This is a genomic window from Weizmannia sp. FSL K6-0777, assembly GCF_038593185.1.
Lineage (GTDB): Bacteria > Bacillota > Bacilli > Bacillales > Bacillaceae_C > Weizmannia > Weizmannia faecalis.
Map to the genome: position 1 here is coordinate 3,289,007 of NZ_CP151971.1, position 25,119 is coordinate 3,314,125.

Consider the following 25,119-nt stretch of genomic DNA (forward strand, 5'->3'; position numbering starts at 1 on the left):
CTCATCTTCCCGTAATTAGATAATCATTCAATTCTACAAAGAAGGAGAAAATTCCTTTAAAAAAATCATAAAATGGAAAAATTTACGTGCGGAATATGCGTTTGATAAGTGGAGCTTTTTTGGAGTAATTCATCATGTGTTCCTGAGAACTTAATAGTACCGTCCTTTTCCATTACAAAAATAATATCCGCTCTCAAAATGGTTTTGAGTCTATGAGCCACCATGATTGTAGTAGCTGTTTTGCTGATTGCTTTGATTGCATCAATAACTTCTTCCTCTGCAACTGCATCTAAATTTGCAGTTATCTCATCTAAGAGTATTATCTTGGGGTGCCTTAAAAATGCTCTGGAAATATTTAATCGCTGTCTTTGGCCTTCGGATAAGCCAATACCATCTTCACCAATTTTTGTGTTTATCCCCTGTGGAAATTGATTCACAAAAGTATTTGCACCAGATAATTCCAACGCTGCCTCAATCTCGGTTTCTGAAGCGTTACTATTCTTACCATAAAGCAAATTATCTCGAATTGTACCTGAAAATAAACTATTGCTCTGTAGAACAAAGGCGCATTGATTTCTAAGAGCAAAAGGTGAGATTTTACTAAGTGAAATTCCATCTATTTCTATACTTCCAGTATACCCAGTATAAAACTTCATTAGCAGTGATAGTATAGTTGTTTTCCCAGCACCACTTGGTCCAACAATTGCAACAAACTGTTTAGGTGCGATCGAAATACTAACATCATTTAAAACTTGTTTTTCCAATTCATAGCCGAAGGTGACATGATTAAAACATATTCCCCCATCATGAATTCTAAAATTGGAATCACCCTGATTAAGATCTTCATTAGGGAGCGACATAATATAAGTAATTCTGTGTAAAGCCCCCTTTGTCTCTGAAAGCTCTGACAAATTATTTATAATATCTATCATGGGGTTTACCATTTGCACAATATATAAAATAAACGTGATTAAGGCACTGAACGTCATAAGACCTTGTGTTACACTCAAACTTGCAGAAAGCAAAATTACGATTACAAACAACATCATCAGAGCTGACATAAATGTATTCAGCGCAGCAAGAACCTTTACAATTTGAACTAAATTGTTGGCTAACGCATTGAATCTAATCCTAAAATTACTTTCCTCTTGCTTATGCCCCAAAAAAGCTTTTATAATCTTAACGTTTCTAATTTTTTGCGTAAATTCACCACTTATATTTCCCAAGTAAGTTTGATGTGCATTGTATAATTTCTCTAATCGGTTATTTATCGGTGCAATAATTATAAAACATATTGGAATTATTAAAAGTGAGATTAAAGTTAATTTAAAGTTTATCTTTAGCAGCATCAGGACTGACCCACAAACAATAATCAAGTTGATGGTTAATTGTGGAAACAAAACTGTCACTATTTTTGTGACCTCTGAAATATCATTGGTCAGTCTGCTTGCCAAATCACCTGCAGACTGATGATCTATTTGCGAAAGTGGGAGCGAGAACGTGTAATTTGTAAACTCAGTTTGTAGTCTATTCATGGCATCTGCCCCTACACGCCCCAGCAAATAAATAGCAATCCCTTGAATCAAATATATAATCAGGAAGAACGCAGCTCCCCCAAGCATAATTAATTTATTATCTAAAATGTAGTGCATTGTTTTTACATCTACTATTCTACCAATCATTTGTGGTATAATAAGTTCAGCTAACGCTCCAAGGACGCTACAAAAAACTCCCAATATTAACAAGCCCTTATGTGGCAGACAGATTCTAAAAAGCTTTTTAAAATCACTTGCTTCTGATACATTAGTGTTCATTGTAATCGCATCCTGACATACCTAGTAGAATTTGCATGACTTTAATACTCCAAATTTTTAAAAGTGTGATTGGCAAATCCGTAAATAATTAAGGCATAAGCCAAAGACATAAATATCATAACAGACAAAGCCGTACCAAAGCCCATCTGTGTAACTAAGTTCGAATATCCATTAGGCAAGAAATATCTTAAGCCCTTTAAACTAGGCGCAATAAAAGTGACAAGCGCAAAAATAATGCCAATCAACATCGTAAAGCCATTACTTAGTTTAATCGAACTAGCTACTGCAATCAGGATACACAACTGTGTTACGACAAAAATTCCGAGTACAGAAATAATTACATATTGCAGATCCGCAACATGCCTTGGGAAAAAGGTTCCTGACGTGTAAGACATATGAACCAAGTGCAAATAATAGGTAACCAGGCTGGTGACAAATGTGAAAATAAAGTAAGTAAAATAAATGCTAAAAATTGACCAGATTTTAGCATTTAAAATTTCTGTCCGGTTAATATCTTTAAAAAGAAACATTTTCCCCGTAGTAATTTCATCATGAAAACAAGAAATTACCAAATAAATGAAAGCAATAATCGGCAAAGTCAACTGATACTGAACTGACTCAACCGCCCCAAAAAATTCAACAAAGCTCATAGAACCTTCAGGTGCACTTAATTGCATAAAATTAGTGTTAAAAAGATCAACAATTAGTAAGAGTAAAGGAAAAATACTAAACCCTACACACAGCCACGCTTCTTTTCTTTTAACAACAGTTCTAAAAACTGGCTTCCATAAATAATTCATCAGCTATTCCTCCGTAAAGTAACTTTCTAGTTCATCTTTAGTTGTGTAAATCTTCTCAACTAACTTTTGAGAAGATAGTTGTTCTAAAATTTCATTTAACTGATCTTTCTCAATCGCTATTGGTAGTTCTAACAGTTGTCCTCTGAGTTCAAGTTTATACTTAGAGGCAACACTATTCGCTATCCGCTGTGATTGAGAGTCTTGCAAATCCAATTGAATTACTAAGAAATTCTTTTTATCATCAAATTGTGTTTTTAATTTCCCGGACTCAATAAAGATATACCGATTGCAAAGATCCTCTAGCTCATTTAATTGGTGGCTTGAAATAATCATTGATGTGTGCTTAGTAGTAGACCATTGCTGTAAAATTCCGATGAGTTTCTTTACACCAATTGGATCTAACCCCACAAAAGGTTCATCTAATATCATAAAATCAGGTTCCGTTATTAGAGATAGCGCTAGCGAAACCCGCTGTTTCATTCCAAATGAAAAGTCCATTGGTTTGCGATCTTTTGCATGCCACAAATCGACTAGCTCTAAAATACTTTTGATATTATCCACATACTGTTCTTTTTTGTGAATTTCCAAGAAAAACATCAAGTTCTCATATACCGTTAAATGTGGATAAAAAATCGGTTCTATCATAATACCAAATTTATCAAGAATATTATCACTTTTCGAAATATCCTTGCCTTTAAACTTTATTGTACCAGTTGTAGGTTTTTGAGCCTTTGCCATTAACTTTAATAATGTGCTTTTGCCAGCTCCGTTTTTGCCAATTAAGCCGACTATATCGCCTTCTTCAATCGCAAAATTTATATCTTTAAGCGAATAGAATGAATTTGATTTATATTTCTTGCTAATATTTGTAGCTTCAATTATTTTCATGATGTGTACCTCTCAACTTCTTTATAATAGTTAATAGTAGGAATTCAATACTGAAATATAAAATAATGACAAATATCATCTGAGAAATACTTGTCAGGTGAGGATTAATTTTGACGTATGTATCACCTGTACTTACACTATTTTTTGCTACAAAACTCATCCATTTTTTAGTTCCATCAAGCGCATTTCCCAATAACCAGTACGTAATTATTGAAATCGTGGGGAAAAAAGTAGCACTAATTATCGTTGATTTTTCCAAATTTTGATGTCTCATTAACAGCGTCAATATACCATTAATTATCAACGGCGCCAAATATATTAGCAGAACGAATATTAAAACTGACATATGAGCTAACAGCTGTGTGCTAACAATATACAATATAATATTGAAAAGAATGGTTAAAACTGCCACTAAAATCAATTTTTTCACCTCGTATCAAACAATTTGCCCGATTACCATATTATAAAGCCAGTGAAATGCAATTGAACTTTGCAGTCCAAAAGTATCAGCCAAGTAGTACAATAAAAGCCCTGCTGGAAATTTAATTGCCAAATTAATTATAAAATTCCCATTCAAATGTAACAAAGATGCAAATAAGAGCGATCCAATAATGAATGTGGCTTTTTTATCAAACTGCGAGCTTAAAATGTTGAAGATGACATATCGAAATAAAAACTCTTCACAAATTGCAATTATCAAATCGTGTATAATCTCCTTAGAATGAAAAAAATAGAGCGCTAAAATTGCGATAACAACAAATAAAAGAACTGCCTGCATTAGATTGAATTTTATTTTAAAATGGATTAGATTTAGTACTCGCGACAACAAAAGCGGTAGAATAATGAATCCTATTGGGGCAGACACGGCAAGTATAACGACCTCAAGTAAACCTTTATTTTGGAATGGAAAGATAATTGCAAAAACATTGCCAACATTGATTATTAGCCCAGCAATCATTATGAGAGCCATAGATAAAAACAACATTTCTATTTTTTGAAAGTTTACTCTCATATTTTATCAACTCGCATTACATTTTAGAACTAAAAAATAACCGGAAAGATATCTGTTTAAGATCCTTTCCGGTTACGTTTTGTCCATTTATTTATATACCGGTAAGGTTCTCAAAAGCCATAAATGAAACTAACAAATATATAACTCAACTTTCGCGCCTAGAAAATCATAATAAATTCAGTGCTGGCTAATGTCTATTACGTCTCAGATACAGCACTTGACAGTAAAATTAATATATGAAAAAACACCTCTACTTTTGGTATAGTTGATTTATCGACAATCACTACCAAATAGAAGAGGTGTCTCCTACTATGATAGCGAAAAACAGCCTGAATAATCAACTACCAAATGAAATAAAATCAACATTTAAAGAGTTGAATGTGTTGAAACACTTGCGAATCGCTGGTATTACGAAGTCCTTTGGTTTTTCTTGTGCCTACATTTTTCAATTGATTTTTTGTATGATCTTTGAAAACAAAAACTGGTTCAGGATGTTGGAAAGTAAGAAAGCTACAGACATTCCAGCCAAAGATACCGTTTATCGGTTTCTCAACCAATCAACGTTCAACTGGCGTCGTTTCCTCCTTTCACTGGTTGCCTCAGTGATTGGAAAAGTTTCGAAATTGACACGTCATGACCGTCCGAAAGTATTGATTTTAGATGATTCATCTTATGACCGGAACCGAAGCAAACACGTTGAGCTCCTGGCTCGCTGCTTTGATCATGCATCTCAAAAAATGCGTTTTTACAAAGGATTCCGCATGTTGACATTAGGATGGTCTGATGGCGCAACATTCCTACCCGTTGACTTCTCATTATTGAGTTCGAAAAAGAGCCAGATCAACGGCATATCCGAAAATATCGATAAACGTAGCTCCGGTTATAAGCGCCGAAAAGAAGCATTACAAACGGCACCAGAACAGATTCCCGGCATGATTGCCCGGGCGATGAATTCTGGTATCGATGCTTCCTATGTTCTAATGGATTCGTGGTTCACCCAACAACCTCTCATCAAGGAGATTACAGAACAAGGTCTTGACGTAATTGGTATGGTCAAAAAATTAAAACAACGCTATTTTGTCGATGGTAAGCGTGTTAGCCTAGATGAATTGTATCGTCTAGCTAAACCGACTAGTGGAAAGAAAGGAATCTTGCGTTCCATCCATACAACGCAGGCCAATGGCGTGCCAATTAAAGTTGTCTTTGTTCGCAACCGCAACAAGAAAAGCGACTGGTTGGCGATTTTGAGTACAGACTGTACACTGAGTGACCAGGAAATCATCCGTATTTACGGGATGCGTTGGGATATTGAGGTTTTCTTCAAAACAACAAAGTCCCTATTAAAACTACAAAAGGAATTCCAGAGTCGTTCATATGACGCGCTTATCAGCCACACGACCATTGTGTTTGCAAGGTATATTGTCTTGTCATGGCAAAACCGTTGCAGTGTAGATGACAGAACATTAGGTGGCATGTTTTATGAATTATGTGATGAAATAGATGACCTTGATTGGGCTGTTGCATTGCAGCAGTTAGTCGAGATTCTTGAAGATACTCTGGATAAAAGTAATAAGAAAATTCAACAACTGATCAAAAGTCAACTACAACAATGGATTGCGGGTCTGCCGAATTATATCAAGGTATACCTACCTGTTTCAGTCTGCGAAAGTTGAGTATATAACTAAACATTCTACCAATTTCATTTCTTGCCTTTGTAGCCAAACGAGATGATCCCTAAGTTAAATTCATTCCGCGAAATAGTTTCTTCAATTATTTCATGATATTCATATCCCAAAATAAACCCTTCATCTCTTACTTGACGCAATTTTACCAGTGCCACTTTTTGCCCTTGTAGCCAAATGAAATGATCCCCAAATTAATTTCATTTCGTGTAAACAACTTCTTCAAATATTTCATGATATTTACCTCCTAAAATGAAGTACCCATTAGACCTTACGCCGTTCTTAGTATGCGCTTTCATTTAATCTAAAATAATTCCACCAACTTAGGCAACTACTGATTATTTCAATTGAACCACCCTCCTCATTACCAAAGTCTGATCTTGAAAGGATTGCAATTCCTTTCATAATTTTATGATAATCATATTTATTCCATTTTTCAAGTGTTTTAACAAAAAATTCACATTTTATTTGAATTGACTTTCTTTTGCGAGACTTGCAAACATGCAATTGAACGAGAAATGTTCTTAAAAAACATCTCAATTTGTGCTCCTGTATGATATGAGTCACGAATTTTTGCGGAGAAATATCTAATTACCCGCAAAAACTGTCTTTGTATCTTAACCAAATGCTGTTAAATCAACATTCTGGCTTCAAGTTTGATATTTACTTTAATCCCACTCGATCGTAATGGGTGGTTTGTTTGTAATTACAGGATTGGAAACAAATTTGACTGAAAAAACACCGCAAATCCAGATTGTATGTTAAATTAAATGATCCCATTTTTTTCTTCTGGCCTTTGGAGCATGACAACAACGCCTGAAAGACCAGTACAAATTAGCAATTCCTTGATCATACGATTCCACAAAAACCGAGCCCATTATTGACCCGCCAACCGAAGTAGCTTTCCAGATTTTCCGGGAACCAGCTTTGCGTCGCTTAGCGACAGAAAGATAGTCCTTACGGGGCCTTTTTCTGTAGGTCCGTGGCTTTTGTAACCTTCCTTTGTGTGGTTCATGCAGCACATCAATGATATGTCTCAGGGGCTTTGTTCAACAGTCCAACGCATATTCCGCACGTAAATTTTTCCATTTTATGATTTTTTTAAAGGAATTTTCTCCTTCTTTGTAGAATTGAATGATTATCTAATTACGGGAAGATGAGGAAATTTTTATGTCAGATCAAATTTTAACCTTACATGTGGGGCCGTCTCAACTTTTATCTAAACTGTGTGATGAAATAGAACTCGAAAAGACCATTAATGATTTAGTCAAATGGGATTCTGTCCGTTGTCATGTCTCACCCGGAACAAGGATTAAAGCCCTTGTCTTAAACATTTTATGCAGTGGCAAGCCCCTTTATAAGGTTCATGAATTCTATCAAAACCTAGATTCTGAGATGCTTTTCGATACATCGGTTTCACCCGATCAATTAAATGATGATGCATTAGGAAGAGCATTAGATTACTTGTATGAAGCCGAAGCATGGAAAGTCTATTCCACCATTGCATTAAAAGCACTAAAAAAATTGAATCTTCCTATTGGTGTACTGCATAACGATACAACCTCAATTTCTGTTTACGGAGAATATAAGCAACCGAAGGAAGATGGACTGCAAATTACGTACGGGTATAGTAAGGCCCATAGGCCTGACTTAAAACAAATCGTTCTGGGGATGGGGGTCACACCTGAACGAATTCCTATCCTTGCAAAAGTAGAAAATGGGAATACTTCGGATAAATCTTGGAATGTGGAATTCATTCAAAAGATGAGAAAAATCCTTTCCCATGAAGATTGGAAAAATCTCATTTATCAAGCCGATTCTGCATTAATCACAACGGAAAATCTAGCGGAAATTCAACAACAAAATTTATCGTTTATTTCCCGTTTACCTGATACATTCGGTTTAAGCACAGAACTAAAGAAAGAGGCATGGTTGCTCAATAACTGGGAAAGGGTAGGCTCACTTAGCAATAAAAAAGACGCAGCTATTTACCAAATTCAAGCTTTTGAAAGACAAATTCAAAACCTTCCTTACCGGTTTCTTGTTGTCCACTCAAACAATTTAGATCAACGAAAAGAGAAAACCCTAAATCGGGCGATCGAAAAGGAAGAAATACAATTAAAAAAAGAGATAGAAAAACTGAGTAAAGTTATCTTTCATTGTAAAGAGGACGCACTAGAAGCAATTCAATCTTTTAAGAAAAAACAAAAGGCTTCATATTTCTGTTATAAACTAAACGTCCAGATGAGTGATCAACCTATCAAACGAAAAAAGAGAGGAAGACCTAAAAAGGACGAACAGACAAAACAAGAACAAATCTATCAAATACAACTGGAATCGTTTGAAAAAGATCATGATTTTATCGAAAATAAGAAAAAAATGCTCAGCACTTTTGTTTTAATCACAAATAAATTAGATGAGGAGACACTATCCAATCAAGAAGTTTTGAGGGTTTATAAAGGACAGTCGGCCGCTGAGACCCGTTTCCGATTAATCAAAGATTCACAAATGATTGATGCCATTTACTTAAAAACCCCGGAAAGGGTTGAGGCCTTAGGTATTGTGTATGTGATGGCTTTATTAATCTATGGAATTTTAGAATATCGAGTTAGAAAAGAACTGAAAGAAAAGAACCTATCTCTAATCTTGAAAGGAAAAAGGAAACTCTATCAACCCACAGGCCAAGCATTGTTAGAGCAATTAGAAGATATTACCGTGATCCTTATAAATCAAAATCAACAAAAAATAAGGCTCTTACCCGATAATATTGATTCACAAGCCAAAAAAATCATTGAATTATGCGGGTATGATGTATCAATATACGTGTCAAAAAATGTCGAAAACAAAGGAGAATAACACACAATAGGAGGAATTCATGAAAAGAATGTCGAATTGAAAAGAATTTTATCGAAAATTCCTCAAAAATAAGAAGATATCATCCCACCAAGCCATTTAAATATAGTTCATTCAAAAATTAGAATGAACTATATTTAAGACGTGCGAAATGTGGGGTCCAAGATCTGTAGGGTAAGCAATATCGGCCAGTGCACAGGTTGCATTGAGAATGAGCTTTCCTTTGTTCCTCGTTTTAGCAGAGTCCGAGTCAGTTGAATTCTCTTCCGAAGTAGGGTCGGAAGATTGAGGTCGCCACTCCAATATCGTCATCATCATGACGATAATTATCGTAGTCATTTTCCTTAGAGACCTCTTCCAATTGGCGCTCTTGTTCTCCCAGAATGATTCACGTTTGCACCCAAACGTGGTCCAAAACGAGTCATCAGAGAATGATCGAATGGGGCTTTTTGATAGTCGCCATTAAATTCGAATCGGATTTCTTCAATAAATTTTTCTCCATGATAAACATGAATGGCACCGGTTTGGCTGACCACACTGAACTCCGGTTCGAAGGTATATCCATTATGCTTGATTGCACCCATCCTGTATCGTTTCCTTTCCACCATCATTTTTGGTTTTACCTATAGGATGCTGGAAATTACAAAATGCATGCATCGTAATCATATGGGCTAATGTTCTTCCCTTGTTTCCCAACTTTGGGTTACGGAGAAAAACCTATTTAAATTGATCAGGGTACATTTCCTTTGCCAGTTGTTCTATTCCATCGAGTGTGTTGTAGCTGTAGCCGAAAAGCTCATTATAATCCATCGCGTAAACTTGCTTATTTTTGATTGCTTTCATACTCGATAATTTGGGATTTTCATAAAGAGCCTTTTTGACCTTATCGGCATTGTTTTCCCAATTCAGTACAATCAATACATCGGGATTGGCTTTTACTAATTGCTCTACACTAACAGTCCCCCGCACATTTTGAAATATGTTTTTGAGTTTTAACATACCAAAAGCATTATTGAAAAAAGTTTCATTATAAGCAGAGTAGATGTTGATTTCTTTCGGATCGGACATGTGTAAATAGGCGAATGTCTTCGTTTCTTGAATGCCTGACAGTTCCGATGTAATCTTCTTCTGGCGCGCCTTTAATTTGTTGGAAAATAGTTTTGCTTTTTCCTGGACATTAAAAATTTTTCCGAGATTGTCAATATCTTTATATATTGAGTCATAGGTCCCGCCCGGAATGGATGATTCAAGAATATAGGTATGAATCCCCATATCATTCAGAGAATCAACCGTTCCGACACCCCAGTCGGCATTATCGAATAAGCCGCCGCGACTGACAATTAAGTCCGGGTTTGTCCCAAGCGCCGCTTCTTTTCCGACATACGAATTACTGAGTATCTTTAATGAAGCATAGTCTTTTTCAACCGATTTGTCCGGGGCGCCAAAATTCCCGCCTACCCCGACAATCTTATCTTTCAGGCCAAGATGAAGGAGCAGTTCCGCCGCCGTTCTTGTCGTAACCATCACCCGTTTCGGGGCTTCCTTGAATACCTGATCCTTTTTCTTATATGTAGTGCCGCCCTCTGCTTTTGTATAATTATGAATCGTCAGCGGATAATTCGACTTGCTTTTCATATTTTTTTCCGACCCGGTCGTTTCCCTGTTCCCGCAACCCGCAAGGACAAGCAGTGCGATGAGGCAACCGGCAAAGATTCCTTTTTTCATGTCTGTCCATCCTCCTTAAAGTTCGTATGCAAATCCAAGCCGGTTGGTCACAGGATTCACATAAGTTTGACATTTGATTTCATACAATTCCTCAATTAATTCCGAGGTCAGCACTTCTTCCGGTTTTCCATGTGCATATACTTCTCCGCCTTTCACGGCATATAAATAATCGCAATAGGCGACAGCCAGATCCAAATCATGGAGAGCCGCCAGCACACTAATGCCAAACTGCTTGACACAGGAAAGAATTTCGATTTGATGGCGAATATCCAAATGGTTGGTCGGTTCATCGAGAATCATTAAGTCCGGCTGTTGGGCTATGGCACGGGCAAGAATCACCCGTTGCTTTTCCCCGCCTGATAATGACAAATAGCTGCGTGTTTTATATTCAAGCAATTGCGTTTTCCTTAATGCCTCTTCAACAATTTTGTAATCGTCCGGCTGGTCCGATTCCAGTAACTTCTTGTGCGGTGTCCGCCCCAACAGCACCATTTGCTCGACTGTTAAATCAAAATTCATTTCATTGAACTGCCCTACTACGCCTAAATGCCTTGAAACTTTTTTTGCCGAGCTTTTCAGTACATTAAGGTCATCTAAAAAAACGCTCCCATTTTGCGGCACAAGACTTTTATAGATACTTTTGAGCAAAGTTGACTTCCCGCATCCATTCGGGCCTACTAAACCGACAAACTGTTTATCTTTGACAAACACGGACATGTTTTTGATGATCTCTTTCCTGCCTCTTTTTACTTGCAGCTTTTCCGCCGTTAAATCCACTTCCCTCAACCTCCAAATTGATAGCCTTTTTTCACAATCATATAGATAAAGAGTGGGGAGCCGATCACTGATGTAATGATGCCGATGGGCAATTCTACATTTTGGATTAGAATTCGGGACAAAATGTCCGCCCATATTAAAAAGAGCCCCCCTGAAAGGATTGTTGCCGGAAGCAGCTGTTTGTGATCTGCGCCGAAAATACCCCGGCAAATATGCGGAATGATCAGACCAACAAATCCGATTGTGCCGGCATAAGCAACCATCGTACCCGTTATCAATGCTGTGACCACCATGTAGAGCTTGCGGAATAAACTTAAATGAATGCCCAATGTGACGGCAGACTCATCACCGAGTAGCATCGTATTTAACACACGGTGCTGAAAAAGAAAAATCAAAGAGCCGATCAGGACCACAACAGACAAAACCGGCACCTTTTCCCAGCTCGCCGATGCAAGGCTTCCCATTGTCCAGAACGTAACGTCTTTAATCCCTTCTGCATTGTTGGCAAAGTAAATCACAAGGCTGGAAAAAGAACTGCACAATGCTCCGACAACGACGCCTGACAATACCAGTTTTACAGATGTTGCTTTTCCGCCAACACTTGACAAAAGCAATACTGCTACGGATGTTGCCATCGCACCCATAAAAGCGCCAAATGCAATGCTAAATGTGCCAAACAAGGCATTGCTTCCAAACCCGATCAAAATGACAATGGTCGCACCAAGCGTTCCTCCTGAAGAAATCCCGATAATATATGGATCAGCGAGCGGGTTTTGCACAACTGCTTGCATCACAATCCCGCACAAAGAAAGGCCCATCCCAATCAATAAAGCAAAAATAACTCTGGGCATTCTGATTTGATAAATGATATTAAAATAGGAGGAGTTTTCCATCCCTTTAATGTGCCCCATTTTGCCATTTGTCAGGACGTGCAGCAAAACATTCATTGATTTTTCAATTGGTATGTGGACCGTTCCAATTGAAACCGAATAAATGGCGGAAAACGCAATCATACAGATAAGGAGAAAGATAACAGGATAATAAATTTTCCCGATTACACCGTTGCTCGTCCCTTTCAAAAAAACACCTCCTTTTTTGCTTCTAATGATAATGAAAATCATTATCATTTATACATCCATTTATCATTATAAATGCTTCCTTGTAAACGTCAAGCAGATTTTTGTGTATTCATAAAACTTTTTAGGTGCCTAAATTGCAACATTAAATGCAATACTTAATGAAATACCCGTAAACCTGTGATATAATAAACTGTGTTATGAAGCAATAAAACTAAATAGATAGGGGATATAATGAAAAAGCAAATTATTCATGTCACAGTTGCGAGTTCTATTTTGTTTAGTGTGTCTGTTCCTTTTACAACTCATATAAAAGCAGCAGAAGTATCTAATCAGCAAGAAAATGTTCATTTAACAAATACTGAAACTCAAAACTTATTAAAGTTACAAAATGAATTGCAAGCTCATGGAATTGCTGAGACAGACATTGTAAATGGGATTCAATCAAGTTTATCTGGAGAAGACACTGAAAACCATGTTGTTACAACATTTGGCGTGAAATCGAAAGCAGCTAAAGTAGCGGCAAAGTCCATGATAAAAAAACTCAAAAAAATTGGTAGAATCTCATGGGATAGAACTGTAAGGAATTATGTTAATAAACTGCCTATTTCAAAAGGCTCGAAAAGTACCCTGAAAAAATATTTAAGTTACGAATTTGTAATGAAGACCCTTAATATTGTGGTAGACTTTGAGGGCACAATAACGAATGCACTAACAACTCAATTAAAAAATATGGGTGTACCTAGTTGGTTAGCTGGAACAGCTGCAAGAGCATTGGTAACCTTATTAATTTGAGAGAATAAGGATATAGGAGTGGGTATTCTATGGAGTGGTTCTTAAAATCATTGATAATCATAACAGGAGTATATGTTATTGCCAATATCCTTTTTGATTTAAATTTCAATCCTGAAATACATATTGTAACAAAAATCATTCAAGCTTTGTTCTTTCTATTGTTATTAATCTATGTTGTTTTTTTTAAGACCGGATCAAAAAATAAATAATTGGAGCTTGCTGAACGAATCAGATACAAGCCCAGTTTTAAAATATAAAATAGTAAAGTGCAAATATTTCAAAAATAGCCCTGAGGTTTCCCTCCAGATTCATTTTGAGAAACTGAAGGGCTACTACTGTTTCACTGGTCTCCTGAAAGCATGTTCGAATAAGGCTTAACCCGCACCTGTGCTTACCTTCGCAAAAATCTTCCTTCAGCGGCGCTACGTTCAGAGGTATCCTGTCCTGCAACACGTTCTAAGGTTTTTCTTCCGTTTTGTATGGACGCCCCAACTTTGGCCCCCCAAAGAAACAAAAACAGGTGAACCGCACCCTCAGTGGGTTAAAATAGTTTTAGGATTAACATCTCACACTGGGAGGTTCACCTATACATAGCATAATTAAATATAAAGAAAATTTATTTTACTTCGTTGGTTGAAAGTCGCTTTGCATTCTTTCGTACAAAAGCGCATGCTATACAAGCCAAAGCAATAGCAGCCATCGGCAATAATAAACTTTCACGCAATGCTGTTAAATAACCACTTAAATGGCCGCCAAATTTTGTTGAAATATCAAAGACCGATTCAAATTCCGAACCATGATTCATGGCAGAAATTCTATTTTGTAATAAAGCCCCAACAGCCGCACTGCCTCCAACTGTTCCCAATTGGCGGACAGTATTCATCACCCCGGATGCTGCACCTGCAACTTCATCCTTCACTTCTTTCACGGCAACTGCTGCCGTCGGTGAAATTAATAACCCGTTTCCAAACCCAGTAATCACCATCGACAACATAAATTGCACCCAATAGTTATGGCCATTCATGATAAAAATAACCCATATCATCCCGATCAGGGTCAGCGCTAATCCTGCAAGCACAAGGTATTTCCCATCTATTTTATTTGAAAATTTTCCGGCAAATGGAGATACACACATGGAAATAAGTGATGCAGGAACTAACGTAAGTCCCGCCCTAAATGCATCATATCCCAAAATGGATTGAAAATATATCGAGAGAAGGAGCATTAACCCAAGGACGCCAATAGAAAAAAAGACTCCTACCACATTCATTAACGTGTAATTACGATCTTCAAACAAGGCAAATGGAATTAACGGATCCCGCTTAGTTAAGTCCGTATAATTGTGTAAAAAGGGTTATCTGAATATGAGGGAATATGGAGTATAGGGGCTGTTTTTCTGGAGGGGGCTGGCCAGCCCCCTCCAGAAAAACAGCGGGATTTCATTTCTCTTGCCGTCTCTATCATTTTTTTATAGAAAATGAGCCAGAGCCCATCATCTCAGTTAGAATAGAGTTAACCAAAAAACTAAATTTCTAAAGGAGAGATTCAGGGATGGCTCAATTACAGATTACTCTAGATGAACAACTTTTGCATCAATTATTTCTTGGCGATTCAAAAGAATCGGGTATAAATGCCCTTTTGGAGGCGATTTTGAATCAAGTTCTGGAGGCACAGGCCAGCGAACAGCTGAAAGCCGAAAAATATGAACGTAATGAAGCTAGAATTGATTACCGAAACGGCTCCTACCCCCGCCAACTAAAAACCCGCGTGGGAAAGCTCTCTTTGTACGTTCCCAGGCTGCGCAACGGTCATTTTTCAACTGATCTCTTTCAGCGTTATCAGCGTAGTGAACAAGCACTGGTCCTGTCTTTGATGGAAATGGTGATTAATGGTGTTTCTACGCGCCGTGTCAGTCAAATCACCGAAGAGCTCTGTGGTTCAGACTTCTCGAAGTCGACCGTGTCGAATCTTTGTGGGCAGCTGGATCCCGTGGTTACGGGCTGGAATAACCGTCCCCTAGAGGGCAGCTATCCGTTTCTGTTTGTGGATGCAATTTATACAAAGGTGCGTGAAAATGGCCGTGTCCGTTCCCGGGGTGTATTGATTAGCTATGGTGTCAACGAGAAAGGCTATCGATCGATTCTTGGCCTAAAAGTCGATGACAGTGAAAGCACAGAGGCTTGGAAGAATTATTTTGATTGGCTAAAATCTCGTGGACTAAAGGGCGTAGATGTAATCGTTAGCGATGATCATGGCGGTTTAGTCAGCGCTGTTCAAAAAGCGTTTCAGGGAGCAACGTGGCAAAGATGTCAAGCTCATTTTCTGCGTAACGTACACGATCGGCTTCCAAAACATTTAGAGAGCGAAGGAACTGAACAAGTGAAAGCCATTCTCCACGCTCCAGACATTGAAACAGCACACACACTACTTCAGTCCTTTCTGAATACTTATCAGGATAAAGCGCCTAAAGTGACTGAAATGGTAGAGGAAGCCTTTGACGATGTCACTGCAGCACTCTCACTTCCGGAGCCGTATCGTCGTCGCCTGAGAACGACAAACGGCATGGAACGACTCAATGAAGAATTTCGCCGTCGGGAACAGGTTATCCGTATTTTTCCTAACCGGGATTCCGTAATCCGGCTAATGGGTTCTGTTCTCATGGAAAAGGATGAAAAATGGGCAGAAGGACGCCGCTATTTGAAGATGGAAGACTATTTTGAATGGAAAGCCAAACAACCGAAATCGTCTGACCAATCCAACAAAGCGACAGACATTTATTCGGGTTAATTACTCTATCCCGACTGAGAGGAATTTACACACAAAAAAAGACTTGACCTCCCGCTTCTGCCGCAATTTTTGTTGAACATAGAATATGATAAAGATAACTACGGAAATAATAAGAATGCCGACAATGTATATTGACCATTTAAAGTGTTGACCTTCAATTAATCCATAGGTTAAAAATAAACACGATAAAGAAACCAAGAGAACCCCCATCAAGTCAAGCTGTTGTTTTGCTGAATTTCGGATTTCCGGGACAAATAGATAAGTGAATATAAAGATCAATACTCCGATTGGAACATTTATCCTGAAATATTCATAGCTACAAATCCCATTTGATAAATTTTGTTAAATTAGTTGAAAATAACGGTATTTAATTAAGAACCGTAGCCAATTCATAAAATAACTGAATTTTCAATAGAACAACTCTGGTATTTTGGGCATACTTGCCCCTTGACTGAAAAATTTATTTTTTCAGTTATGAGAAGTATTCTATTGGTCATTCCAATTGTAGCTTTTGAATTCGATTCAGTACATCCCAAAAGAAATTTTGATACACAAAACTCGATGATAGTTTGAAGTAAAGGGATCTGCCTGATTTCACGACTTTACTTGCCGCTTTAATTAACCGAGTACGTATCGTATCAATTTGCATAGTTTTTTGACCTTCCGGAAAACAAAGAGTTCGTAACCAATTGGTCAAATTATATGCAAGAAGTGTTAACATCATTTTTACTTCGTTCACTAGAAAAGCGTGGCTATTCATATGATCAAAGTAAAAGCCATTTTTTGCTTCTTTGATATAGTTTTCCATCGTCCCTCTTTTTTGATAAGCTCGGACGATATCTTGAGGAAAAGCTAATTCAAAGTTAGTAACAAAAAAGGAATGGGTAAAGAACAGCTCACCTGCAGGACGTACCGATTGAATAATCACCCTTCTTGGTTTTGACCATGATTTTGCTTGGTAAATCGTTTCTTCATAATAGGTTTCCGTCTTGGAAACATCTAAAGGTGCGGAAGAAGGATGGTATTCCTTCGCTAAACTTTGTAGTTGTGAATTCGATTTCAACCGAATAATATACAAAACAGATTCTTCTTCACACAGATCGTATAATCCCGGAACAGCAAACCCGCTATCTCCACGAAGAAACAGGGTAGTTTCCGGAAACATTTCGTTATAATGTTTAATGAGAGGCCGAATAAATTCCACCACACCATTTGATGTATAAACATTTCCGGGACGGAGTTGTGCTTTCAAAAAGTCACCAGTCGCACCATCAAAGGCGACTAATGGATGAAAACCCATCGTGCCATAATGAGTATTATATGACGAAGATTCTTGGTCCCCATATGTATCCGAATGAGTCGAATCCAAGTCGATAAATAACTCTTTCGATTGTCGAAAACAATGAATCTTATCAAGCATTTCTTGGTTAGCCAGATTTAATTGTTCAATTGAATCTTTATCAAATCGTGTATAAAAGCGAGACAAACTGGGCTGGGAAGCAAGTGTTGGAGTTTCAATGATTTCCTTAAACACAGGATCATGAGTCAACTGATCAGCCGCATCATCTTCCGCATACCCGGCAATGATTTGATAGACTTTTTGACGTAACAAGTTTTCATTTGAATGAAGATAATATTTCCTTGAATCGTTAAGTCTCAAGTACTTAACTAAAGTCTTTGAAAAACCAATTTTTTCATCGAATTCTCTAAAAAGAAACTCACCTGTATCGGAGGAAAGAGAACCTCCATCATTTGACAATTTAATTTTATGATTGAAATCAAGTGTTTTTTGCGTTAAAGTAACCATATAAAGAGTCCTTTCTGTTTGGTTTTTGTTTTGGTTACTTTAACTTTAACAGAAATGGATTCTTTTTTCATTTTTTTAATGAATTACAATAAAGCCGAAAAGGCTTGGTAATCCATAAGTTATAATAAGTTTCTGAATTTCTGTGAATAATTCAGGTTGAATTAATTTTTGAGAAATATATTGAAAACCCCAACTGAAAAAGTATAGTGAAATAACTGGTGGTGAAATCAAGTTAAAAGAATGCTTTCGCTATTTAATTGAGCTGACATAGAAAAAAACAGCGATCCCTTAATATTCCTAGGATCACCGTTTTCCTGTTCCTACTCCCACTCAATCGTAGCGGGCGGTTTGCTTGTAATATCATACACGACGCGGTTGACGTGCGGGACTTCGTTGACGATGCGGGTGGAAATTTTTTCGAGCACTTCCCACGGAATGCGCGCCCAGTCAGAAGTCATGCCGTCGATGGATGTGACAGCACGGATGCCGATGGTGTAATCATACGTGCGCGCATCGCCCATGACACCAACGCTGCGGATGTTCGGCAATACCGTAAAATACTGCCAGATATCGCGGTCGAGGCCGGCTTTTTTGATTTCTTCGCGCAAAATAAAATCAGATTCGCGCACCATCTCGAGTTTTTCTTCCGTAATCTCGCCCAGCACGCGGATGCCGAGACCCGGGCCCGGGAACGGCTGGCGCCAGACAATTTCGTCCGGAATGCCGAGTTCAGTGCCGACTGCGCGCACTTCGTCTTTAAATAATGTATTCAGCGGTTCAATTAACGTAAACTGCATGTCTTCCGGCAGACCGCCGACATTGTGGTGCGACTTGATTGTCTGGGCAGTCGTTGTCCCGCTTTCGATGACATCGGTATACAACGTTCCCTGGGCAAGAAAATCAATCCCTTCGAGTTTTGCCGCTTCATCATCAAAGACATAAATAAATTCATTTCCGATGATTTTCCGCTTTTGTTCCGGGTCGGAAACACCTTTCAATTTTTTCAGGAACCGTTCTTTCGCGTCGACTTTAATGACGTTCATATTAAAGCCTTCTGAGAAAGTTTTCATCACACTCTCTGCTTCGCCTTTACGCAAAAGACCGTGGTCCACAAAAATACACGTGAGCTGGTCGCCGATCGCTTTATGGATCAATACCGCGACAACGGAAGAGTCAACCCCGCCGCTTAAGGCGCACAGCACTTTCTTGTTCCCTACCGTTTGCCGGATTTTTTCAATTTCCATTTCGATGTAGTTTTCCATTGACCAAGTTCCGCTGCAGCCGCAAATTTTAAAAGCAAAATTGCGCAAAAGTTCATTGCCGTAAACAGAATGGCGTACTTCCGGATGGAACTGGACGGCATACAAATGTTTGTCCGTGTTGCTCATTGCAGAAATCGGGCAGTGGTCACTGCTTGCATCTACCGTAAATCCGGCCGGTACTTCCGTCACAAGATCCCCGTGGCTCATCCAGACCACCTGATCTTCCGGAAGCCCGTCAAATAACCGGCCCCCGTTTTCGACATGAATCGTTGCTTTTCCGTATTCACGCTGACTGGCGGGTTCAACTTTGCCGCCATATTTTTTTGCCATAAGCTGCATGCCGTAGCATATTCCCAGAATCGGCACGCCAAGATTAAAAATGTCTTCATCGACATGGAATGCGTTTTGGTCATAGACGCTGTTCGGGCCGCCCGAGAAAATAATGCCTTTCGGGTTCATGGCCTTGATCTCTGCCGCTGTCAAAGTGTGCGGATGGAGTTCGCTGAATACGCCAAATTCGCGGATCCGGCGTGTAATCAGCTGGTTATACTGGCTGCCAAAATCCAAAACCACAATTTTTTCTATATCTTTCACATCGAATGTTTTTGCCATTGATTTTCCCCCATGTACTTTTATCTAGAAACGAAATCTGATCTTTAAAGCAGGATTCCGGCTCGGCTTTTTTAAAAATGTGAAACTGCCTGCGTCGGTTATCCTCAGTATACAGCATTTATATTTTGGCAGATTTCCGCCGGGTTTGTGCCTTAAAAGCCACACCATATTCACTTTCCGGCTGATGTTTGCCGGGATTCTTTACTTACAGCTGTAGTACGTTCACTTTTCATCGGAATTTTGGTTCGTTCCTTAACGTAGAAGCGTTCTATGTGAACTTTTCATCGGAATTTTGCGCGCTTCCTTAACGTAGAGGCGCTCTATGTGCACTTTTCATCGGAGTTTTGCCTCATTCCTTAACGTAGAAGCACTCTACGTGCACTTTTCACCGGATTTTTGCCCCGTTCCTTAACGTAGAAGCACTCTACGTGAACTTTGCATCGGAATTTTGCGCGCTTCCTTAACATAGAGGCGCTCTATGTGAATTTATCACCGGATTTTTGCCTCGTTCCTTAACGTAGAAGCACTCTACGTGAACTTTGCATCGGCATTTTGCACGCTTCCTTAACATAGAGGCGCTCTAGGTGCACTTTTCATCGGAATTTTGCCTCGTTCCTTAACGTAGAATCGTTCTACGTGCACTTTTCACCGGATTTTTGCCCCGTTCCTTCACGTAGAAACCCTCTACGTGAACTTTTCATCGGAGTTTTGCGTGCTTCCTTAATGTAGAAACCTTCTACGCGAACCTAGGGCCTAACTTTTGCTCGTTCTACCATAGAGCCAACCGCCCTTGTGAACTTGCGGCCAAAATTTTGCCGGGTTCCTCCGCGCTGGGAGCCCGGCTTTATCATTATTTCCAAAAATCATCAAAAATCGTAATCGGCATATGGCGTTTGTGCTGCCCTTTTACATACCAGGACTCGATGGTGGCTTTTGCTTTCGGGGAAATTTCTTTGCCTTCCAGGTAATCATCAATGTCATCATAGGTTACCCCTAATGCCACTTCATCGGCAAGCTGCGGACGATCGTCTTCAAGATCAGCTGTCGGCGTTTTTAAATAGAGCCGTTCCGGACAGCCGAGTTCTTTCAAAAGCATTTTGCCTTGACGCTTGTTTAACCTGAAAATCGGAACAAGGTCCGAGCCGCCGTCGCCATATTTTGTATAAAATCCGGTCACATTTTCAGCTGAATGGTCGGTACCGAGCACGACACAATTTTCCATCGCAGCAATGCTATACTGGACTTTCATTCTTTCACGCGCTTTTTCATTTCCTTTCGCATAGTCGGAAAGGACGATGCCCGCTTTTTCCAGGGACGCTTCGCTGGCATCAACGGCCGGCTTGATGTTCACGGTGATGTCCTTGTCCGGCTGGATAAACTGGGCGGCCAGTTCCACATCATCCGCATCTTTCTGTTCGCCGTAAGGAAGGCGTACTGCAATAAACTTGTATTCCTGGTTGCCGGTTTCTTCTTTCATTTCGTTGATGGCGATCTGCGCAAGCTTCCCTGTCAAAGTGGAATCCTGGCCGCCCGATAAACCAAGCACGAATCCTTTCAGGAACGGGTATTTTTTTAAATAACTTTTTAAAAAATCAACACTTTTACGGATTTCTTCTTTCGGGTCAATGACCGGTTTTACTTTCATTTCTTCCACAATTCTTTTTTGCATTGCGTCCATTTTTTTATCCTCCTTATCCGCATCTATATAAAATGAACGTAAGGATTTACATCAAGCCCGGTCGCCATTTGCATAATGGTTACTTTTTACAGCAGGCAACAGAGCCGCGATATTTTGTTCATTTTATATATTGTTCTTTTGCCACAAAACAGATGGAAAAAACCACCATCATCATTTAATCTTCTTCAAGCCGAATCACTTTTTGCCGCACTTCTTCTATATTGCGCATTTTGTTGTCCCAGCATTTTTGGCTCAAATCGACCGGGTATTCTTCAGGATTGAGAATGCGTTTATATTCGTCCCACAACAGGTCCAAATTATCTCTCGCATATTGTTTGATCGCATCCAGCGGCGGAAGTTCGTATACGAGCCGCCCCTTTTCATAGATGGTTTCATGGATATTGATGGCTTCAAAGTTTGTGACATATTTGCTGATAAAGGTATGGACAGGATGAAACATCTTCAGCCGCTTTTCCGCTGCCGGATTTTCGTCCTGCATGGCAATATAGTCGCCCTCCAGCTTGTTTGTCCGTTTGTTTAAAATACGGAATACTTTTTTCAGCCCCGGTGTTGTCACTTTTTCGGCATTGCTTGAAATTTTAATCGTATCCTGCATTTCCCCGTTCCCGTCTTCGATGGATACCATTTTATATACCGCACCGAGCGCCGGCTGGTCAAATGCCGTAATCAGTTTCGTCCCAACGCCCCATGCATCAATTTTCGCACCCTGGGCTTTTAAATGGAAAATCGTATATTCATCCAAATCACTGGATGCAAAAATTTTCGCATCCGTAAATCCGGCTTCGTCGAGCATTTCCCGTGCCTTTTTCGATAAAAAAGCCATGTCGCCGCTGTCCAGGCGGATACCAAGAAAATTGATTTTATCGCCAAATTCTTTTGCCACTTTGATGGCGTTCGGCACGCCCGAACCCAGTGTATCATATGTATCGACAAGAAAAATGCAGTTCTTATACGTTTCCGCGTATTTTTTAAAAGCGGTGTAATCATCCCGGTATGCCTGTACCATCGCATGGGCGTGCGTGCCACTCGTCGGCATGCCGAACACTTTCCCGGCCCGGACATTACTTGTTCCGTCAAATCCGCCGATGTAAGCCGCTCGCGTTCCCCACACGGAAGCATCCAGTTCATGGGCGCGCCTTGAACCAAATTCGAACAAGGCAGCATCATCACCGGCGACTGACCGGATTCTCGCAGCCTTTGTCGCAATCAGCGTCTGGTAATTGATGATATTTAAAATGGCGGTTTCGATGATTTGTGCTTCAGCCAAAGACGTTTCCACCTGGATCAGCGGTTCGTTGCCAAAAACGAGTTCCCCTTCGCGGACGGAGCGCAACGTTCCGGTGAAGCGCATTTCTGACAAGTACTGCAAAAAATCCTCGCTGTAATGGCCGGTGCTGCGCAAATAGGCAATATCTTCTTCAGTGAAGTGAAAGTGGTTCAAATAATCCACAATTCGCTCAAGCCCCGCAAAGATGGCGTAGCCATTTCCGAACGGTATTTTTCTGAAAAATGCTTCGAACACCGCTTTCCGGTTGTGGATACCGTCTTTCCAATAGGCCTGCGCCATGTTGATTTGGTATAAGTCTGTGTGAAGCGCTAAACTGTCATCTTTAAAACGCATGCTCTCGAATCACTCCTACCTAATGGGTTTGCACTTCCGCTCCGAGCGAACCTTTAAAATGGCTTAATGCCCATTTGTGCCCGTCCGGATTAAAACTTGCCACCGCGTTTTCGTGGACCACCAGCTTGAATCCTTTATTGTAAGCATCCACTGCCGTATGCAGCACGCAAATGTCTGTGCATACCCCGCATAAATGGATTTCTTCTATGCCCCGTTCCCGCAGCCGCAGCTCCAGATCCGTCCCGCAAAAAGCGCTGTAGCGGGTTTTATCGATCACATGAACGTTTTTCTTCCCTTTCCACGCTGTAAAAAGCGGCTGCAGTTTCCCGTACAGGTCGCGCCCGGGTGTGCCTTTGAGATTATGGGGAGGGAACAATTTCGTTTCCGGATGATAAGGATCATCTTGTTCATGGCAGTCGATTGCGAAGACCACGTAATCGCCGTTTTCAAGGAATGACTTCGTAAGCGCCACAATGTTTTCTTCAATCTGCTGCCCCGGTTTGCCGCATGTCAACCGGCCGTCGTCAGCTACGAAGTCATTGGTATAATCAATATTGATTAACGCTTTTCGGGCACCCATATGGATCCTCCGTTCATTTTAAATTATCCTTATTGTACACGAAAGATGGCTTCCGGCAAAATGTTTCATGCCGGAAGTTTATGGATAACCTACACAGGCTGGACGATGCCGATACCAGGCTGATCAGAGAGCAGGACGTCCTCGCCGTCATAGGTTAAATGATCCGGTTCTTCAGACAACCAGAGTGGCGCGTCCAGATCCATATAGACAACATTCGGATGGGCGGCCGCAAAGTGGGCAGCTGCCGCCACGGAAAGTGATGGCTCCATCATGCTGCCAACCATGCATTTCACACCGTTTGCTTCTGCAATGTCGGCAATTTTCCACGCTTCAGAAATTCCGCCGCATTTCATCAGCTTAATATTGATAAGATCGGCAAATCGGCCCGCGATCAATTTCAGCGCGTCTTTTGCCGAAAACAGGCTTTCATCTGCCATGACCGGCAGCTTTGTTCTTTCCGTTACAAACTTTAACCCTTCCCAATCATCGGCACGTACCGGCTGTTCGACAAACTCAATCCCGAAATCCTTTTTTTCCAGCTCTTGTAAAATTTGCACCGCTTGCTTCGGTTCCCACGCCTGATTGGCATCAAGGCGCAGTTTGACATCAGGCGAAACAGCGCGCCGGACCGCTTCAATCCGTTCGAGATCGATTTCCGGATATGTGCCGACCTTGATTTTCAACAGATGAAACCCGGCCTCCACGCTTTTTTCCGCATCCCATGCCATTTTTTCGGGCGTATCCACTCCGATTGTCATGGAAGTCCGGAGATTTTTCTGCCCGCCAAGATAGGCATACAGTGGAATGTTTAACCATTTGCTGTATGCATCGTAAAGGGCAATGTCGGCAGCAGCTTTTGCACTTGTGTTGCCCGTACAGCACCGCTGCACTTTTTTCAGGGCTTCCTGGAAATCACGCAAATCATGCCCGGAGAGCGCCTCCTTGATAGGCCCTGCCGCAACAGACATGATGCTTTCGGTTGAATCGCCTGTAATGACAACAGTTGGCGCAGCTGCCCCTGTACCTTTTATGCCATTGTCCAGTGTGATTTCCACTTCAATGCTGTCAATTTCATTGGCTTGCCGCAATGCTGTTTTAAACGGAACGAGCAGCGGAATGTTCCGGTAATGCACTTGCACATCTTTTATGATCATGGCAGCTTCTTCCCTTCATCCTGGCATTTCAAAGCCAATTTATGCTGGTTTTATTATATCATTAATAACGGGCCGGTGATTTAAACCCCGCATCATTTTTGCCTGTATTTTTTTGTGTGAACTTTTCCCTGGTTGCCCGCGTCTATTCAAACGTGCTTATGGAGAGAAGGGACCA

18 protein-coding genes and 3 pseudogenes are annotated in these 25,119 nt (G+C 40.0%); 4 read left to right on the forward strand and 17 right to left on the reverse strand.

Translation table 11 applies throughout. The features are described 5' to 3' along the window. Window positions 1-65: 65 nt before the first annotated feature. The 4 genes from NST70_RS15750 to NST70_RS15765 all read right to left on the reverse strand — a co-directional run bounded on the left by NST70_RS15750 (window position 66) and on the right by NST70_RS15765 (window position 4,514). Window positions 66-1,814: an ABC transporter ATP-binding protein gene (locus NST70_RS15750; RefSeq protein ID WP_342475449.1), complete on the reverse strand. Its 1,749-nt coding sequence runs from the start codon at window positions 1,812-1,814 to the stop codon at window positions 66-68. A gap of 41 nt (window positions 1,815-1,855) precedes the next feature. Beyond that, window positions 1,856-2,614, reverse strand: a complete 759-nt coding sequence (locus NST70_RS15755) for a hypothetical protein (protein WP_168986136.1) — start codon at window positions 2,612-2,614, stop codon at window positions 1,856-1,858. A gap of 3 nt (window positions 2,615-2,617) precedes the next feature. Beyond that, the gene (locus NST70_RS15760; RefSeq protein WP_211161999.1) at window positions 2,618-3,502 is read right to left on the reverse strand and encodes an ABC transporter ATP-binding protein; all 885 of its coding nucleotides are present in this window, start codon (window positions 3,500-3,502) and stop codon (window positions 2,618-2,620) included. Between the two features lie 436 nt (window positions 3,503-3,938). Next, window positions 3,939-4,514 carry a type II CAAX endopeptidase family protein gene (locus tag NST70_RS15765; RefSeq protein WP_168986137.1) on the reverse strand — a complete coding sequence of 192 codons (576 nt, stop codon included), beginning with the start codon at window positions 4,512-4,514 and terminating at the stop codon, window positions 3,939-3,941. Between the two features lie 311 nt (window positions 4,515-4,825). Between NST70_RS15765 and NST70_RS15770 the strand changes: the two genes are divergently transcribed. Beyond that, window positions 4,826-6,187, forward strand: coding sequence for an IS4 family transposase (locus NST70_RS15770; RefSeq protein ID WP_014096933.1), 1,362 nt, complete (start codon window positions 4,826-4,828; stop codon window positions 6,185-6,187). A gap of 1,179 nt (window positions 6,188-7,366) precedes the next feature. Continuing rightward, complete coding sequence (locus NST70_RS15775; protein ID WP_260832243.1) at window positions 7,367-9,052, forward strand: IS1634 family transposase; 1,686 nt, start codon at window positions 7,367-7,369, stop codon at window positions 9,050-9,052. 156 nt (window positions 9,053-9,208) lie between these two features. On the opposite strand, the pseudogene NST70_RS15780 reads toward NST70_RS15775, so the two are convergent. From NST70_RS15780 to NST70_RS15800, 5 genes and pseudogenes are all read right to left on the reverse strand, one after another. After that, window positions 9,209-9,501: pseudogene (locus tag NST70_RS15780) on the reverse strand (IS5/IS1182 family transposase); the annotation flags it as partial. Continuing rightward, window positions 9,502-9,633 (reverse strand): annotated as a pseudogene (locus tag NST70_RS15785) (DUF5370 family protein); the annotation flags it as partial. It lies immediately after the preceding pseudogene. 133 nt (window positions 9,634-9,766) lie between these two features. Continuing rightward, window positions 9,767-10,774 carry an ABC transporter substrate-binding protein gene (locus NST70_RS15790; RefSeq protein ID WP_014096845.1) on the reverse strand — a complete coding sequence of 336 codons (1,008 nt, stop codon included), beginning with the start codon at window positions 10,772-10,774 and terminating at the stop codon, window positions 9,767-9,769. Between the two features lie 15 nt (window positions 10,775-10,789). Next, window positions 10,790-11,551, reverse strand: a complete 762-nt coding sequence (locus NST70_RS15795) for an ABC transporter ATP-binding protein (RefSeq protein WP_014096844.1) — start codon at window positions 11,549-11,551, stop codon at window positions 10,790-10,792. A 5-nt stretch (window positions 11,552-11,556) separates the two neighbouring features. Continuing rightward, window positions 11,557-12,672, reverse strand: a complete 1,116-nt coding sequence (locus NST70_RS15800; protein ID WP_061565864.1) for an iron ABC transporter permease — start codon at window positions 12,670-12,672, stop codon at window positions 11,557-11,559. A gap of 189 nt (window positions 12,673-12,861) precedes the next feature. On the opposite strand from NST70_RS15800, the gene NST70_RS15805 reads away from it, so the two are divergent. After that, window positions 12,862-13,422, forward strand: a complete 561-nt coding sequence (locus tag NST70_RS15805; protein WP_061565621.1) for a hypothetical protein — start codon at window positions 12,862-12,864, stop codon at window positions 13,420-13,422. 246 nt (window positions 13,423-13,668) lie between these two features. Here NST70_RS15805 and NST70_RS15810 read toward each other — a convergent pair. Both NST70_RS15810 and NST70_RS15815 read right to left on the reverse strand, forming a co-directional pair. Continuing rightward, window positions 13,669-13,923: pseudogene (locus tag NST70_RS15810) on the reverse strand (transposase); the annotation flags it as partial. Between the two features lie 115 nt (window positions 13,924-14,038). Continuing rightward, entirely contained in the window at window positions 14,039-14,731 is a 693-nt protein-coding gene (locus NST70_RS15815; RefSeq protein WP_342476236.1) for an MFS transporter, read from the reverse strand. 242 nt (window positions 14,732-14,973) lie between these two features. Here NST70_RS15815 and NST70_RS15820 point away from each other — a divergent pair, with 242 nt between their 5' ends. Next, window positions 14,974-16,209 carry an IS256 family transposase gene (locus tag NST70_RS15820; protein WP_026684065.1) on the forward strand — a complete coding sequence of 412 codons (1,236 nt, stop codon included), beginning with the start codon at window positions 14,974-14,976 and terminating at the stop codon, window positions 16,207-16,209. A 493-nt stretch (window positions 16,210-16,702) separates the two neighbouring features. Here NST70_RS15820 and NST70_RS15825 read toward each other — a convergent pair whose 3' ends face one another. The 6 genes from NST70_RS15825 to NST70_RS15850 all read right to left on the reverse strand — a co-directional run bounded on the left by NST70_RS15825 (window position 16,703) and on the right by NST70_RS15850 (window position 24,944). Beyond that, on the reverse strand, window positions 16,703-18,016 hold the full coding sequence (locus NST70_RS15825) for an IS1380-like element ISBco1 family transposase (RefSeq protein WP_017550355.1): 1,314 nt from the start codon (window positions 18,014-18,016) through the stop codon (window positions 16,703-16,705). 320 nt (window positions 18,017-18,336) lie between these two features. Then, entirely contained in the window at window positions 18,337-19,890 is a 1,554-nt protein-coding gene (gene guaA / locus NST70_RS15830) for a glutamine-hydrolyzing GMP synthase (RefSeq protein WP_035190156.1), read from the reverse strand. Between the two features lie 850 nt (window positions 19,891-20,740). Further along, window positions 20,741-21,568: an ammonia-dependent NAD(+) synthetase gene (gene nadE, locus NST70_RS15835; protein ID WP_342475450.1), complete on the reverse strand. Its 828-nt coding sequence runs from the start codon at window positions 21,566-21,568 to the stop codon at window positions 20,741-20,743. A 175-nt stretch (window positions 21,569-21,743) separates the two neighbouring features. Continuing rightward, window positions 21,744-23,210, reverse strand: a complete 1,467-nt coding sequence (locus NST70_RS15840; protein ID WP_061565641.1) for a nicotinate phosphoribosyltransferase — start codon at window positions 23,208-23,210, stop codon at window positions 21,744-21,746. Between the two features lie 19 nt (window positions 23,211-23,229). Next, entirely contained in the window at window positions 23,230-23,790 is a 561-nt protein-coding gene (locus NST70_RS15845) for an isochorismatase family cysteine hydrolase (protein ID WP_328229173.1), read from the reverse strand. 89 nt (window positions 23,791-23,879) lie between these two features. Next, entirely contained in the window at window positions 23,880-24,944 is a 1,065-nt protein-coding gene (locus NST70_RS15850) for a dipeptide epimerase (RefSeq protein WP_014096833.1), read from the reverse strand. Between the last annotated feature and the right edge of the window lie 175 nt (window positions 24,945-25,119).

What these genes read in the sequence shown, in the direction of transcription:
- NST70_RS15750 (WP_342475449.1), bottom strand. Translation starts at nt 1,814, where the DNA reads ATGAACACTAATGTATCAGAAGCAAGTGATTTTAAAAAGCTTTTTAGA.
- NST70_RS15755 (WP_168986136.1), bottom strand. Translation starts at nt 2,614, where the DNA reads ATGAATTATTTATGGAAGCCAGTTTTTAGAACTGTTGTTAAAAGAAAA.
- NST70_RS15760 (WP_211161999.1), bottom strand. Translation starts at nt 3,502, where the DNA reads ATGAAAATAATTGAAGCTACAAATATTAGCAAGAAATATAAATCAAAT.
- NST70_RS15765 (WP_168986137.1), bottom strand. Translation starts at nt 4,514, where the DNA reads ATGAGAGTAAACTTTCAAAAAATAGAAATGTTGTTTTTATCTATGGCT.
- NST70_RS15770 (WP_014096933.1), top strand. Translation starts at nt 4,826, where the DNA reads ATGATAGCGAAAAACAGCCTGAATAATCAACTACCAAATGAAATAAAA.
- NST70_RS15775 (WP_260832243.1), top strand. Translation starts at nt 7,367, where the DNA reads ATGTCAGATCAAATTTTAACCTTACATGTGGGGCCGTCTCAACTTTTA.
- NST70_RS15790 (WP_014096845.1), bottom strand. Translation starts at nt 10,774, where the DNA reads ATGAAAAAAGGAATCTTTGCCGGTTGCCTCATCGCACTGCTTGTCCTT.
- NST70_RS15800 (WP_061565864.1), bottom strand. Translation starts at nt 12,672, where the DNA reads ATGATTTTCATTATCATTAGAAGCAAAAAAGGAGGTGTTTTTTTGAAA.
- NST70_RS15805 (WP_061565621.1), top strand. Translation starts at nt 12,862, where the DNA reads ATGAAAAAGCAAATTATTCATGTCACAGTTGCGAGTTCTATTTTGTTT.
- NST70_RS15820 (WP_026684065.1), top strand. Translation starts at nt 14,974, where the DNA reads ATGGCTCAATTACAGATTACTCTAGATGAACAACTTTTGCATCAATTA.
- NST70_RS15825 (WP_017550355.1), bottom strand. Translation starts at nt 18,016, where the DNA reads ATGGTTACTTTAACGCAAAAAACACTTGATTTCAATCATAAAATTAAA.
- guaA (WP_035190156.1), bottom strand. Translation starts at nt 19,890, where the DNA reads ATGGCAAAAACATTCGATGTGAAAGATATAGAAAAAATTGTGGTTTTG.
- nadE (WP_342475450.1), bottom strand. Translation starts at nt 21,568, where the DNA reads ATGGACGCAATGCAAAAAAGAATTGTGGAAGAAATGAAAGTAAAACCG.
- NST70_RS15840 (WP_061565641.1), bottom strand. Translation starts at nt 23,210, where the DNA reads ATGCGTTTTAAAGATGACAGTTTAGCGCTTCACACAGACTTATACCAA.
- NST70_RS15845 (WP_328229173.1), bottom strand. Translation starts at nt 23,790, where the DNA reads ATGGGTGCCCGAAAAGCGTTAATCAATATTGATTATACCAATGACTTC.
- NST70_RS15850 (WP_014096833.1), bottom strand. Translation starts at nt 24,944, where the DNA reads ATGATCATAAAAGATGTGCAAGTGCATTACCGGAACATTCCGCTGCTC.